This window comes from Streptomyces sp. NPDC096193 (assembly GCF_040302905.1).
Classification (GTDB): Bacteria; Actinomycetota; Actinomycetes; order Streptomycetales; family Streptomycetaceae; genus Streptomyces.
Genome location: NZ_JBEOSJ010000023.1, coordinates 15235 through 28742 on the forward strand (window position 1 = coordinate 15235; position 13508 = coordinate 28742).

Annotated in this window: 11 protein-coding genes, 2 tRNA genes and 1 riboswitch; of the genes, 4 read left to right on the forward strand and 9 right to left on the reverse strand. The window is 71.1% G+C overall.

Annotated elements, in window-relative coordinates; all coding sequences use genetic code 11:
* The first annotated feature begins 406 nt into the window (after positions 1-406).
* Both trmB and ABTX78_RS27485 read left to right on the forward strand, forming a co-directional pair.
* On the forward strand, positions 407-1183 hold the full coding sequence (trmB, locus tag ABTX78_RS27480) for a tRNA (guanosine(46)-N7)-methyltransferase TrmB (protein WP_352209486.1): 777 nt from the start codon (positions 407-409) through the stop codon (positions 1181-1183).
* 106 nt (positions 1184-1289) lie between these two features.
* On the forward strand, positions 1290-2636 hold the full coding sequence (locus ABTX78_RS27485; RefSeq protein WP_352209487.1) for a PrsW family intramembrane metalloprotease: 1347 nt from the start codon (positions 1290-1292) through the stop codon (positions 2634-2636).
* A gap of 189 nt (positions 2637-2825) precedes the next feature.
* On the opposite strand, the gene ABTX78_RS27490 is transcribed toward ABTX78_RS27485, so the two are convergent.
* The 3 genes from ABTX78_RS27490 to ABTX78_RS27500 all read right to left on the reverse strand — a co-directional run bounded on the left by ABTX78_RS27490 (position 2826) and on the right by ABTX78_RS27500 (position 5919).
* On the reverse strand, positions 2826-3866 hold the full coding sequence (locus ABTX78_RS27490) for a M23 family metallopeptidase (protein WP_352209488.1): 1041 nt from the start codon (positions 3864-3866) through the stop codon (positions 2826-2828).
* 11 nt (positions 3867-3877) lie between these two features.
* Positions 3878-4034: riboswitch (cyclic di-AMP (ydaO/yuaA leader) on the reverse strand.
* A gap of 495 nt (positions 4035-4529) precedes the next feature.
* Positions 4530-5669 carry a PP2C family protein-serine/threonine phosphatase gene (locus ABTX78_RS27495; RefSeq protein ID WP_352209489.1) on the reverse strand — a complete coding sequence of 380 codons (1140 nt, stop codon included), beginning with the start codon at positions 5667-5669 and terminating at the stop codon, positions 4530-4532.
* Between the two features lie 176 nt (positions 5670-5845).
* Positions 5846-5919, reverse strand: a tRNA-Met gene (locus tag ABTX78_RS27500).
* 99 nt (positions 5920-6018) lie between these two features.
* On the opposite strand from ABTX78_RS27500, the gene ABTX78_RS27505 reads away from it, so the two are divergent.
* Positions 6019-6609 (forward strand): hypothetical protein, encoded by a 591-nt coding sequence (locus ABTX78_RS27505; protein WP_352209490.1) that lies wholly within the window; start codon positions 6019-6021, stop codon positions 6607-6609.
* 73 nt (positions 6610-6682) lie between these two features.
* On the opposite strand, the gene ABTX78_RS27510 is transcribed toward ABTX78_RS27505, so the two are convergent.
* From ABTX78_RS27510 to ABTX78_RS27525, 4 genes are all read right to left on the reverse strand, one after another.
* Positions 6683-7432 carry a MerR family transcriptional regulator gene (locus ABTX78_RS27510; protein ID WP_352209491.1) on the reverse strand — a complete coding sequence of 250 codons (750 nt, stop codon included), beginning with the start codon at positions 7430-7432 and terminating at the stop codon, positions 6683-6685.
* Positions 7433-7521: 89 nt separating this feature from the next.
* Positions 7522-8754: an RNA polymerase sigma factor gene (locus tag ABTX78_RS27515; RefSeq protein ID WP_352209492.1), complete on the reverse strand. Its 1233-nt coding sequence runs from the start codon at positions 8752-8754 to the stop codon at positions 7522-7524.
* Complete coding sequence (locus tag ABTX78_RS27520) at positions 8751-9167, reverse strand: YciI family protein (RefSeq protein WP_352209493.1); 417 nt, start codon at positions 9165-9167, stop codon at positions 8751-8753. Before ABTX78_RS27520 ends, ABTX78_RS27515 begins: the two co-directional genes overlap by 4 nt.
* 210 nt (positions 9168-9377) lie before the next feature.
* Positions 9378-9587 (reverse strand): hypothetical protein, encoded by a 210-nt coding sequence (locus tag ABTX78_RS27525; RefSeq protein ID WP_352209494.1) that lies wholly within the window; start codon positions 9585-9587, stop codon positions 9378-9380.
* 220 nt (positions 9588-9807) lie between these two features.
* On the opposite strand from ABTX78_RS27525, the gene ABTX78_RS27530 reads away from it, so the two are divergent.
* The gene (locus ABTX78_RS27530) at positions 9808-10743 is read left to right on the forward strand and encodes a peptidoglycan recognition protein family protein (protein ID WP_352209495.1); all 936 of its coding nucleotides are present in this window, start codon (positions 9808-9810) and stop codon (positions 10741-10743) included.
* Positions 10744-10861: 118 nt separating this feature from the next.
* Here the strand turns inward: ABTX78_RS27530 and ABTX78_RS27535 are convergent.
* A tRNA-Lys gene (locus tag ABTX78_RS27535) sits at positions 10862-10937 on the reverse strand.
* A 239-nt stretch (positions 10938-11176) separates the two neighbouring features.
* Complete coding sequence (locus tag ABTX78_RS27540) at positions 11177-13378, reverse strand: DEAD/DEAH box helicase (protein ID WP_352209496.1); 2202 nt, start codon at positions 13376-13378, stop codon at positions 11177-11179.
* Positions 13379-13508 lie beyond the last annotated feature (130 nt).

The window sequence follows — 13508 nt, forward strand, 5'->3', positions numbered from 1 at the left end:
GGTGACCAAGACAACGCAGCTGTACGCCGCCGACCCCGAGGAGTCGAGCCCGGAGGGCCCCCGAACCCGACACCGGACAAGAACCCGAGGCCCAACAAGGCCCCCGCCCCAGGAGGGGGCGTGCAGGGAACGGGCCCCGCAGGGGATCGGCGGCACGACCCGGGTGACCAAGACAACGCAGCTGTACGCCGCCGACCCCGAGGAGTCGAGCCCGGAGGGCCCCCGAACCCGACACCGGACAAGAACCCGAGGCCCAAGCACCTCGCCGGCCCGGCCCCCGGACCCGACGCCCGACAAGCACCCGGACCCCAAAGCACCCGCCCCCGCCGAGACCCGGCAAGGCCCCGGCGCCCGGCACGGGACCCGCGCCGCCCCAGACCCCGCACCGCGTAAAATCAGCCCCACTGTGTCTGAGTTCCGAGAATCCGCCCCCCAGCCCATCCGCGACCGCCGCGCCCCCCGGTTCCCCGACGGGCCCACTCCCGATCCCGCCGGGTCGCATCACGAGCGGCGCATTCGGAGTTTTCAGCCGCGGCGCAGTCGTGTCACCGCCGGGCAGGGCGACGCTCTCAAGCGGCTCTGGCCCGTCTGGGGCTTCGACATCGACGGGCATCGCGTCCTCGACCTGGAGGCCATGTTCGACGGGCTCCCCGTCGTCCTCGAGATCGGCTTCGGCATGGGTGAGGCGACCGCCCAGATGGCCGCCGCCGACCCCGCCACCGGCATCCTCGCCGTGGACGTCCACACCCCCGGCCAGGGCAATCTCCTCGCCCTCGCCGAGCGCAACGGCCTCTCCAACGTCCGGGTCGCCAACGGTGACGCGATCATCCTCCTCCGCGAGATGCTCGCCCCCCGCTCGCTCGACGGTCTGCGCGTGTACTTCCCCGACCCCTGGCCCAAGAAGCGGCACCACAAGCGCCGGCTGATCCAGCCCGAGTTCCTCAGCCTCGTCGCCGGCTCGCTGAAGCCCGGCGCGATCGTGCACTGTGCCACGGACTGGGAGTCGTACGCCGAGCAGATGCTCGAGGTGCTCTCGGCCCATCCGGACTTCGAGAACACCCAGGAGCACGGCGGTTTCGCGCCACGACCCGACTTCCGGCCGCTCACGCGGTTCGAGGGCCAGGGCATCGACAAGGGCCACAAGGTGCACGACCTGCTGTTCCGCCGCACCGCGGGAGCCTGACCCGAGCGAACGGCGGCCGCGCGGCCGGCGGGGGGCCCGGCGGCGGCCCGGCGCACAGCCCCACGCACCGTCGCCCGTTGTCGGTGTCCCTCGTTAGGGTCAGTGGGTGTCCGAGTCGTCGCCCCCGCAGCCTCATCCGCCGCGCCCCGCGGTCCCGGCGTTCGAGCAGCAGCGTGTCGACGAGCTGCTCGCCGCCGTACCGGAGCGTGCCCGCTGGCGCTACAAGCCCCGCCGTGTCTCCCGGTTCTGGCACAGCAAGGCCGTCCGGGCCGGGGTGCTGATCACGCTCCTCGCCCTCTCGGGCCTCGTCATCCTGTCGCTGGTACGGGAGCAGACCGGCACCCAGGGCTTCCTGGTCGGCCTCGGGCTGGCGACCCTGCCGGTGCCCCTGCTCACCGCCGCGTTCCGCTGGCTGGACCGGGTCGAGCCGGGTCCCTGGCGGAATCTGCTGTTCGCCTTCGCCTGGGGCGCGTTCGCCGCCGCCCTCGTGGCAATCATCGCGAACACCTTCGCGACGCAGTGGATAGCCACCGCCACCGCGGACCCCACGGGCGCGGACACGCTCGGCGCGACGGTCATCGCGCCGGTCGTCGAGGAGAGCGCGAAGGCCGCGGCGATCCTGCTGATCTTCCGCTTCCGCAGACAGGAGTTCCGCGGGATCGTCGACGGCGTGGTGGTCGCCGGGTTCACCGCGACCGGCTTCGCGTTCACCGAGAACATCCTCTATCTGGGCAACGCCTTCGGTGAGGACCAGCAGATGGGCTTCTCCGGGATCGCCTCGGTGACGGCGGCGACGTTCTTCGTACGGATCGTCATGTCCCCGTTCGCACACCCGCTCTTCACCGTGCTGACCGGTATCGGCTTCGGCATCGCGGCACTGGCCTCACGGCGCATGCGCGTCCGGCGCATCGTCCTGCCGCTGCTCGGTCTGGCGTTGGCGATGGGCATGCACGCGCTGTGGAACGGCTCGACGTCCCTCTTCGGCCCGTGGGGCTTCTACCTCGTGTACGGGGCCTTCATGGTGCCCGTCTTCGGGCTGCTGACCTGGCTCACGATATGGAGCCGCCAGCGGGAACTGCGAACGATAGCCACCGAGTTGCCGGCGTACGCGGCGGCCGGCTGGCTGTCGGCGGACCAGCCGCCCGCCCTGGCGTCGATGCGGGCGCGCACCCTCGCCCGGGATGTGGCCCGGCGTATGCACGGGCCGACCGCGGCGCACGCGGTGTCGGAGTACCAGCACTTCGCGACCTCGCTGGCGTTCCTGCGCCACCGGGCCCACCGGGGCGCTGCGGACCCGGACTTCGTGGAGCGCGAGCAGGAGCTGCTGCACCATCTGTGGCAGCGCAGGGAGGTGGCGGCACCGGCGCTGACCTACGCGGCACGGGCCACCGGGCGGGTGCACGTGCCCCCGCCGCACCGCGACTACGGCGCGTACAACCCGTACCGGACCTGACCGCGCATTCGTACGGACCGGACCTGACCGGACACCCGTACGGACCGGACCCGACACCACACCGCACTGCGGCCCTGCGGGAAGGGCCCGGCGGCAAGACTGCCCGGCGACGAAACCGGCAGTCCTGGCGTCGGGGGGTGAGCGCCGGGACTGCCGGGGACCGGGATTCGCGGGAAGGGTCCCGCAGGATCAGGGAGTCAGGCCCTTGTCCCGCAGCCAGGCCATCGGATCGATGCCCGAGCCGCCGGGGGTGTGGACCTCGAGGTGCAGGTGCGCGCCCGTCACATTGCCCGTGGCACCCACGCGGCCGATCGTCTCGCCGGTCGCCACCTTCTGGCCGGCGCTCGCGGTCATCGACGACAGGTGCGCGTACCAGACCTCGGTGCCGTCCTCGAGTTCGAGAACGATGCGGTAGCCGTACGAGCCGGACCAGCCCGCCGACTTCACGGTGCCGCTGTGCACGGCCTTGGCGGGCGTACCCGTCGGGGCGGCGAAGTCCAGGCCGGTGTGCTGGCCCGAGGACCACAGGGAGCCGGACTCGCCGTACGTGGAGGTGATCGTGTACGAGGAGGTCGGGAGCGAGTAGCTCTTGGCCAGCTGAGCGAGGCGCTCGGCCTCCGCCTTGGCCTTCGCCTCGTCCTCGGCCTTCTTCTTCGCGGCCGCGGCCTTCGCCGCCGCCTCTTCCGCCTTCTTCTTCGCCGCGGCCTCGGCCTTGTCCGCCGCGGCCTTCGCTGCCGCCGCCTCGGCCGAGGCGACCGCCTTGGCCTGCTGCTGCTCGGCCTGCTGAAGGATCCGGGCGCGCAGCGCCTCGCCGGTGCCGCCCTGGCCGGTGTCGGAAGCGGTGTCGGCGTAGGCGATGCCCATCGCCGAGTACGTGGCCGCCTCGTCCACGACGTCCGAGGAGTCTTCGGACATGAAAGAACCGACGCCGGGAAGAGACTTGGCGTCGGGCAGATTGTCCGAGAGGGAGTCGGGAAGGGATATGGAGACCGCGGGTTTGTCCTGCGCGGTCGCGATGCCGCCCGCGCCGACCGCGGCGATCACGCCGACGCCGAGCACGGTGGAACTCCGGGCAAGTCCGCCGCGCTGCTTGGCGACACGGTGCCGACCGCGCACCGGACGGACGGAGTCCTCGGTGGGGTTCCACTCTTCGAGGGACCGCTCCGCGCCCTCCGCACCGAAGAAGTCATTGGCGAAGGGTGCTTCTGGGGCAGGCCTGTTGGACGCCACTGAGGCGTGCTCCTTTCCTTCCTTCTCGCCTACCGGGTTAGCTGACGGGTTCGGAGCAGGAAGGTCTCCTACGAGCGCCATCCGCCGCACAAGTCGCGGTGGAAGGTGCCCGATTCACCCCAAGGATTGGTTCCCCGGTTCCCTTGCGGAATTCGGCGCACGCGCACGGCGCCGTCCTGACGACGGCTGGGACGACCGCGCTGCGTTATCGAACGTTAATAGACGCGAGGACTGTATTCCAAGCTGTTCCGGGTGATCGTTAACGACTTCCCGCGGGACCAATCGGGACACAAGCAGCCGGAGTCGGGCGACTTGATCGACCTTCGGACTTCGTCACATTACTGACGGGTCGTCAAATGGTATGCGGAGGGGGATCTTCCCACTACGAAGCGTGCACGGCCGCCGGGAGCGGGTCGCGCCGGCGAGACCCCTGGCTCGTTCAAAGTGCCCGCGATCGCCTGCACCACTCATCAGGGCAAGCACCCCAGACGCGTTCCCCGACCCACCCAACTCATCCGGCAAGACCACCGAACCGTTCCTCATCCGGCCAAGCCCACCGTCACGTTCCGCAGCCCGCCCGCACACCTCGCACTGCCTCGCACTGCGTCGCACCGCCTCGCACGGCGAGAGACACCCGCTACGTACCCCCGGAGCCGGTGCCCCTCACACCGGCGGCACGACCGGCACCGTCCTGCGGCGCTCCTGCTGCCTCTCCGCCGGCCGGGCGACCGCCAGCAGCGCCATGTCGTCCCTCGATCCGCCGCCGGTGTACCGGCGCACGTCGTCGACGAGCGCGTCGAGCAGTTCGTCGGGCCCGGGGAAGAGCCGCCCGGAGAGCCGAGCGCCGGGATCGTAGAACTCGCCGGCCGCGTTGCGCGCCTCGCTGACACCGTCCGTGTAGAGCAGCAGGGTCGCCCCCGTCGGCAGCGAGTACTCCACCGCCTGGTCCGGCCAAGTCTCCAGATCGCCCATGCCGAGCGGCAGCGCGGCAATCGACGGCTTCAGGAACTCCAGGTCACCGTTGGCGTACAGCATGATGGGCTCCGGGTGGCCGCGATTGACCAGCCGGACGATTCCGGCGCCGCGCGGGATCTCCCCCAGTACGGCGGTGGTGAAGCCCTCGACCGCGTCCAGGCTGTCCCGGCGCGTGCCCTCGCGTGCCAGCGCCCGCTCGAGGCGCTGGGCGACGCCCTCCAGGGAACTCTCCTGTTCGGCCGCCTCCCGGAACGCACCGATGACCACGGCCACCGCCTCGACGGCCTCCAGCCCCTTGCCCCGTACATCGCCGACCACCAGCCGTACCCCGAAGGGCGTCTCCTGCACGGCGAACAGGTCGCCGCCGATGAACGCGTCGGCGAGCGCGGCCTCGTACCGTGCCGCGACGTGCAGCCCGCCGATCCGTTCGGCGGGCGTGGGCAGCACCGCACGCTGCGCGGTCTCGGCGATGACCCGGGCCGAGGCGAGCCGCTCACCGCTGCGTCTGACGACGGCGTTGATGAGCAGCGCGAGTCCGGAGACGGTGAAGAGCGTGAAGATCTCGGTGTACGCCGTGACCTCGCCGGCGGTCCGGTTGTAGAAGTGCAGCCCGAGCACCGCGAGGGTCGCCGTGATGCCGGTCACCAGCGTGGTGCGCAAGGAGAAGAACGGAGCGGCGATCAGCGGGGCGGCAGCGAACATCGGTACGGCCGTGAACTGCGCCGGGGTCGCCAGGTCGAAGACGAGCCCACCGATGATCATCAGCGTGGGCAGGGCGCGGATGAAGCGGCGGGCGCCGTACACGCGACTCTGTTGGAACTGCGCCAACGGTGCTCTCCTCCCCGGTCCGTCCACGGCTGCGGACGGTACCGCGCTCTACCCAGGCTGTCCGGAGCCGCGCCGCCGAGCGACTCTCCGTCGGCCAACCGGGCGAAACGCCGTGCCCACAGACGGGAAACAACAGCGGCCCGACACTCGAGACGAGTGCCGGGCCGCTGTGTCAGTAGCGGGGACAGGATTTGAACCTGCGACCTCTGGGTTATGAGCCCAGCGAGCTACCGAGCTGCTCCACCCCGCGTCGGTGAACACCACTCTACGCCATCCGGAGCAAGATCAACTCCAATTGAGGGTGCCCCCGCTCTGTCGCTCACGTTTCCGGTGGGTCACCATCTCGCGCATGAGGGGGAAACAGTCCGTGCCCAGGAACCTGCGTCCGTCGATCGTCCGCCCGCTCGTGCGCCGAAGGATCGGCCCTCTCGCCCGGGCGGCGGCGGCGCTGGTGGCGCCCGCCGTCGGCATGGCCGCGTACGTTTTCCACCCCGGCGTGCAGGACGACAAGCTGGCGGGCGCCCTGGCGAACAGCTCCCTCCCCCGTGCCCAGCTGCTGGTCATCGATCCCCCCGGCGGCTTCGAGACGGAACCGGGCAGCGGCCGTCTCGACGCGGACTTCCGTCTCCACTACAGCGCGGGCGGACGGCCCGGCTCCGTCCCCGGCGTCGACTACGAGGTCACCGCACGGCCCGACGCGGGCTGCCCCGAAGAACTCCCCGGCCAGATCGTCTGCCTGGACGCCGGAGACGGCTTCACCGTCGTCAAGCAGTGGCACGTGGACGGCACGGTGTCCCACTACGTCGTCCAGCGCCGCGGGACCCTGCTGCTGCGGGCGCGTACGGCCCCCGGCCTGGACGTGGAACGGCTGCGCAGCACACTCGCCGCCGCCCGCCCCGCGACCGACGAGGAGCTGGCGAGGGCGCTGCCCAACCGCTGACCACGCTCTGTCCACCCGCTGATCGGCGGCGGGAGGCCGGCGGCGGGGAGACCGGCCCGCGGGTGCCACGTGATCACTCGACGGTCAGGTGCCGCTCCCCGTACACCTTCATCGCGTCCCGGACCAGGACGGCCGTCCCCTCGCCGTACCGGTCGTACGCGGCGGTGAAGCGCGGATCGGCGACGTACATCTCGCCCAGACCGATGAAGTACGACTTCGAGGGCGTCGTGGTCGTCGACAGCCATCCGTACTGCCGCGCGGTGACCGCCTGCACCTCGTCGCTGTCGGCGGACCGGCCGTCCCGGAGCGCTTGCGCGAAGGCCTGGGCGATGGAGACCTGCTCGTCCTGGAAGGCGCGCTTCTCCTCGTCGCTCAGGGAGCGCCACCAGCGGTCGCTGTTCTCGTACGCGTCCCGGCCCCAGCGCTCGGTCACCTCTTCTTCGTACTGTGTGTGGTCGAAGCCGTCGAACACTTCCTCGGCCATGAGTTCTTCCCCTCTCTCGGTCTTGTGGAGAGTGGTCCGCACCGAGGCGATCTGCCGCCCGATGCGTTCGCGTTCCTGCTCCAGGAGGCGCAGATGAGCCCGCAGCGCGGCACCCGTGTCGCGTTGCCCTTCGAGCACCTCGGCAATCGCGGGCAGGCCGAGACCGAGCTCGCGGAGCAGCAGAATCCGCTGCAACCGCACGAGCGCGTCCGGGCCGTAGTAGCGATAGCCGTTGCTGCCCACCCGGGTGGGTTCGAGCAGACCGAGCTCGCCGTAGTGCCGCAGCGTGCGGCTCGTCGTCCCGGCGCGCCGGGCAATCTCCTGGATCGACCACTCCATGACTCAGACGCTAAATCTTTACGCTGCGTCAAGGTCAAGCGGCGTTTCGGGAGCGCTGGGCGAGCGGCGGTCCGGGAGCCGGGCGCGGCTCAGGGCAGCAGCCGGGACGCCCGGGCCCGGAGATAGCGCGCCTCGGGGATGCTCAGCGTGCGCCGGGCTGCCAGCTGGTAGGCGGAACGTGCCCCTTCGACGTCCCCCGCCTTCTCCAGCAGATGCGCCCGCACGGCCTCCAGCCGGTGGTGGCCGGCCAACCGGTCCTCCAGCCCGTCGAGCTCCGCGAGCCCGGCCTCGGGTCCGTGCACCATCGCGACGGCGACGGCCCGCCCGAGCTCGGCCATCGGCTCCGGAGCCAGCCGTACGACGAGGTCGTAGAGCGCGAGGATCTGCGGCCAGTCCGTGTCCTCGGCGCTCGCGGCCTCGTCGTGCAGCGCCGCGATCGCGGCCTGGAGCTGGTAGACCCCCGCCGGGCCCTGTCCCAGGGCTTCTTCCACCAGGGCCGTTCCCTCGTCGATCGCCGGCCGGTCCCAGAGCCCGCGGTCCTGCTCGTCGAGCGGGATCAGCTCCCCGTCCGGCCCGGTCCGCGCGGCGCTGCGGGCGTCGGTGAGCAGCATCAGCGCCAGCAGACCGGTGACGGCACCCTCCCGCGGCAGCAGACGGCGTATGGCCCGGGTGAGCCGGATCGCCTCACGGGCCAGATCGGCGCGGTGCAGCGCCCTGCCGGACGTCGCCGTATAACCCTCGTTGAAGATCAGATACAGGACCTGAAGCACGGCGGCGAGCCGCCGGTCGCGGTCCTCGGGGCCCGGCTGCCGGAACGGCAGGCCCCGGACCTTCTGCTTGGCCCGGCTGACCCGCTGCGCCATCGTCGCCTCCGGCACCAGATGGGCGCGGGCGATCTCGGCGGTGGTCAGACCGCCCACGGCTCGCAGCGTCAGGGCGATCTGGGCGGCGGGCGTGAGCTCGGGATGACAGCAGAGAAAGAGGAGGGTGAGGGTGTCGTCCTCGGCGGGCGCCCGGCTCTCCCCGGGGGCGGGGGTGGTGAAAGCGTCGCGCGGCATGAGGGTCACGACCGACTCCTCGCGGCGGCGCCGGGCCTCCTCACTGCGCAGCTGGTCCGTCAGCCGTCGCGAGGCGACCCTGATCAGCCAGCCTCGGGGGTTGTCCGGGACGCCCGCGTCCGGCCACTGCTCGGCGGCCGCGAGGAGGGCTTCCTGCACCGCGTCCTCGGCCAGGTCGAAGTTCCCGTAACGGCGTACCAACGCACCGAGGACCTGCGGCGCGTGCCGGCGCAGCAGGCCCTCGACAGCGGTCGTACGGCTCAACATTCGCCTCCGGCGGCGTCCTGGATGGGCCGGATGACGACGGGGTACTCGGTCGTTCCCTCGGGAGCCGGGCACTGCGCGACGCGTGCCGCGATCTCGGTGACCCGCTCCAGGCTCTCGCAGTCCAGGACCCAGTACCCGGCGAGGACCTCCTTGGTCTCGCCGTAGGGCCCGTCCGTGACGACCGGACGGCCGTCCTGGCCGGCGGCCACCGTCCGGGTCCGCGCGGGCTCGGTGAGCCCTTGCGCGTCCACGAGTTCACCGGATTCGGCGAGGTCGTCGTTGATCGCTCCCATGAAGGCAAACATCGCCTGCATGTCCTTCTCGCTCCACGCGGGGCTCCCCGCGGAAGGCTTCCCGGACATGGCCTCGTAATCGGCCTGCGTGCCCTGGACCATCACCAGATACTTCATGACTCGCTCCCTCGGATGCGCGGTCACCCTCGTGGGCAACTCTCACAGGGGACGTCGGAGCCGGTGAAGGGTTCTCGACACCTCGCGGAAGAATCCTGGGAGATCTTTTCGGGACCACCCGGCCGGCGCCCTGGCCGGGCATCTGGCACCGAGAAGGGCTGCCGGCCGACGAGGACCACTGAGCCGCCTCGTGCCGCCGGAGCGCCGGTGTTACTGGACGGCGCCGAGCACCCCGGTCACGGGCGCGACGACTCCCGTGAGCTGCCCCAGCTGGCTGATCTGGTCGAGCTGGTTCAGGGACGGTGCTCCGGCGCCCGCCCGCTCGGCGGTGTGTCCCGAGGCGTGGGCACCGGATGCGGCCATGGCGGTGGCGCCGGCGGCGATGGCAACGGCGGTGAGGATGCGCTGTGTCTTGTTCATGCCGGGACAACGGCGGAGGGGACGCGGGGTCACGGGGACGGCTCCCGGATGACCCGCACCGACGACCTCACCGATGCCCCGCGACGACGAAACAGCGCTCCTGTGCGAGGACTCGGGCCGACTATGGCGTGTTCTGGACCGTCCCCCGGCCCGCTCCCCCCGAGATCCTCTAAGGGTCCACCGGCGTGAGAGCCCACGCATCGACCTGATTGGGGGACGCATGGCCTGGTATCCGAACGCCACGAAGTACGAACTCCAGCCCGAGTCCGACAGTCAACCGGCCATCCGGCCCACGCAGTTCATCCTGCACAGCATCGCGGCGCCCTGGACGGCGAAACGGGTGTACGAATACTGGCGGGACAGCACCAATCTCGAAAGTCATTTCGGGCTCGGTTACGCAGGCGACCTCGGCCAGTTCATCGGCACGGAGACCCGGGCCGACGCCAACTATCAGGCCAACCGGCGCCCCGACGGGACCGGCGCGGTCTCCATCGAGACGGCGAGCAACACCGGTGCCACCGACCGGTGGACGGACGAACAGGTCGACCGGCTGATCCGGTTGGGGGCGTGGCTGCACCATCGCCACGGCATCCCGCTTCGGATCTGCCGCACCCACGACGACCCCGGCTACGGCTACCACCGGCTGCACGAGGAATGGGCGGTCGGCGGCACGATCTGCCCCGGCAACGCCCGGGTGACCCAGTTCCGTGAGGTGGTCTTCCCCGGCATCGTCGCCGAGGCCGCGAACCCCAGCCCGCCCGAGGAGGACGACATGCCCATCGCGAAACTGCACGAGACGAACGCCTTCGACGTCGAACTGCCCTCCGGCTCCTGGGTGGGCCTCGCCTTCCGGGACGCGGTCATCCACGCCGGCCCCCGCACCCTGATCGGTCCGCTCTACGTCCAACTGACCATCAGCGACGCCCCTCAGGGCACCCGCCTGGACGGCCGCTTCTACGCCACGAACCCGGACGGCTCGTCGCCGTCGGGTTACGGCGACCTCACCAAGTGGGGCGCGGGCACGCACCAGTTCCTGCACAACGTGGACGTCCCGGCGGGCAAGCACCTGCGATTCGAGATCTGCGCGACGACACCGGACGGCAGCCCGGTGACGCTGCTCCACCGGCTGGTGACGGGGGATTACGTGGCGTCGTGAGGCACGGGCGGGACGGGGCGGCGAGCCGGGTGCACGCCGCCCGCAGACACGGAAGCGCCCGGCCGGGGAACCGGTCCGGGCGCTCGGGTGGTGGCCGACCGGAGACCGGTCGGCCGGGTGGTAGGCCGTGTGGGACTCGAACCCACAACCAACGGATTAAAAGTCCGCTGCTCTGCCAATTGAGCTAACGGCCCTCGGCAGGACACCCCGAGCATAGCCCGAGCTGACTCGTGAGCCGATCGGGTATCCGATCAATGGCTTGTCGCGCTCTTCCTGGGAGGTGCCACGAGTCAGTGGGGAGTGTCGTACCGGTCGGCGCGGCCACCGCAGGAGGCGCCTGGTCCCCGTGACGCGTCAGGGCCCGCCCGACACCGAAGTGTCGTGCGGGCCCTGTCAGCGGTCAGCAGGTCCGGCTCGGTGAGCCGGGACCGGATCAGCCGTTGCGCTTCCAGCGCGGCTTGTCGTCACGGCGACCGAAGGAACCGGTGTTCGTGCCGGTGCCGGTGCCGCCGCGGTGGTCGTCACGGCGGCCGTACGGGCGGTCCGCCGAGCCGGCGCGGTAGCCGCTGGAGGGGCGGTCGTCGCGGCGGTCACGGTTGAACGGGCGGTCGCTGCCCCGGTGGCCGGACGGACGGTCGTCGCGGCGGAAGCCGCCACGGTCGTCACGACGCTCGTTGTCGCGACGGAAGCCGCCGGAGGGGCGGTCGTCGCGGCGGAAGCCACCCGCGCCACCGGACGGACGGTCGTTGTTGTCACGGCGGAAGCCACCGCGGTCGTCACGACGCTCGAAGGAGCGGCCACCACGGTCACCACCGCGGTCGTCACGGTTGAAGCCGCCGGAGGGGCGGTCGTCGCGGCGGAAGCCACCCGAGCCACCGGACGGACGGTCGTTGTTGTCACGGCGGAAGCCGCCACGGTCGTCACGACGCTCGAAGGAGCGGCCACCACGGTCACCACCGCGGTCGTCACGGCGGTCGCGGTTGAAGCCGCCACGGTCGTCACGACGGTCGCGGTTGAAGCCACCACGGTCACCACCGCGGTCGTCACGACGGTCGTTGCCACGACGCTCGAAGTTGCCACGGTCGTCGCGGCGTTCGGTCTGCTCCGGCACGGCGGCCGCGGCCACGGCGGCCTCGACCTCCGCCGTGGCGGCCTCGGCCACCTCGGCGATCGCCGTCTCCGGGTCGTCGCCCCGCTCACGGGCCGCACGCGCCACCAGGCGGTCGGCCTCCTCGCGGAGCTCCACCGCGCGGCGCTGCACCCGCTCCAGCTGCTTCGTCAGGTCGGCGACCTCGCGCTCGGCCTGCTTGGCGGCGTTGTTCGCGGAGTCGGCCTGGACCTCGGTGAGCGAACGCGCACCGGTGATCTCGGCGACCTCGGGGTCGAACGCGCCCGCTCCGCCCACGATGTGGCGCGAGGCGTCGACGCCCGCGTCCTCCATGAGACGGAAGATCTGGCGGCGCTGGTGCGGCAGCGACAGCGACACGACCGTGCCGGACTTGCCGGCGCGGGCAGTACGGCCCGAGCGGTGCAGGTAGTCCTTGTGGTCGCCGGCCGGGTCCACGTTCAGGACCAGGTCGATGCCGTCGACGTGGATGCCGCGGGCGGCGACGTCGGTCGCGACGAGCGCGTTGACGTAGCCCTTCTTGAAGTCCTCCAGCACGCGGGTACGCGCGCCCTGCGTCATACCGCCGTGGAGCGCGTCGGCCTTCACGCCCGAGTCGCAGAGCTGCTCGGCGATGCGGTCGGCGCCCAGCTGGGTGCGGACGAAGATGATGGTGCGGCCCTTGCGGGCGGCGATCGCCGCGGTGACGGGCGCCTTGTCCTTCGGCTTCACGACGAGGACGTGGTGCGTCATGGTCGTGACGTTGCCCTGGGCGCTGTCGACCTCGTGGCTGACCGGGTCGACGAGGTAACGGCGCACGAGGGTGCCGATCTCGTTCTCCATGGTCGCGGAGAAAAGCATCCGCTGACCGCCGGCCGGGATCTGGTCGAACAGCTCGGTGACCTCGGGCAGGAAGCCCAGGTCGGACATCTGGTCGGCCTCGTCGAGGACGGCGACCTGGATGTTCTCCAGCGAGCAGGCACCGCGGTTGATGATGTCGCGCAGTCGGCCCGGGGTGGCGACGAGGACGTCGACGCCGCGCTCGAGCGCGTAGATCTGGTTGCCCATGGACGTACCGCCGCAGACGACCTTCATCTTGAGGCCGAGCACGTCGCCGTACGGCTGGAGGGCGTCCGCGACCTGCATCGCGAGCTCACGGGTCGGGGTGAGGATGACGCCGCGGGGCTTCTTCTTGTCGGTGTGGCCGCCGGCCAGCGTCGCGAGCAGCGGGAGACCGAAGGAGAGGGTCTTGCCGGAGCCGGTGCGGCCACGGCCGAGGATGTCCTTGCCGGCCAGGGCGTCCGGGATGGTCGCGGCCTGGATCGGGAAGGGGGTGGTGACGCCGTTCTGCGCGAGCTTGCGGACGACGCCCTCGGGCAGACCGAGGTCGTAGAACGTCACCTCGGGGGTGGAGGGAGCCTCGGAGACGTCCGCGGTCTCGGGGGCGTCGGAGACCGCGACGGTCTCGACAACGGCCTCGGCCGACTCGTTCTCGGGCATGACGGCGTGATCAGTACTGAAAGTGGACATGCGAAATGCGAAACCTTCCGGAGTCTCGGCACGCGCCCAAACTCCGTGATTCGCAATTCGACCGCCTCGATGCGGTCAGCCACGGCTAGGGAGAGTACGCGCCACGCGGCGCTCTTCTTTTTCGGCGCCG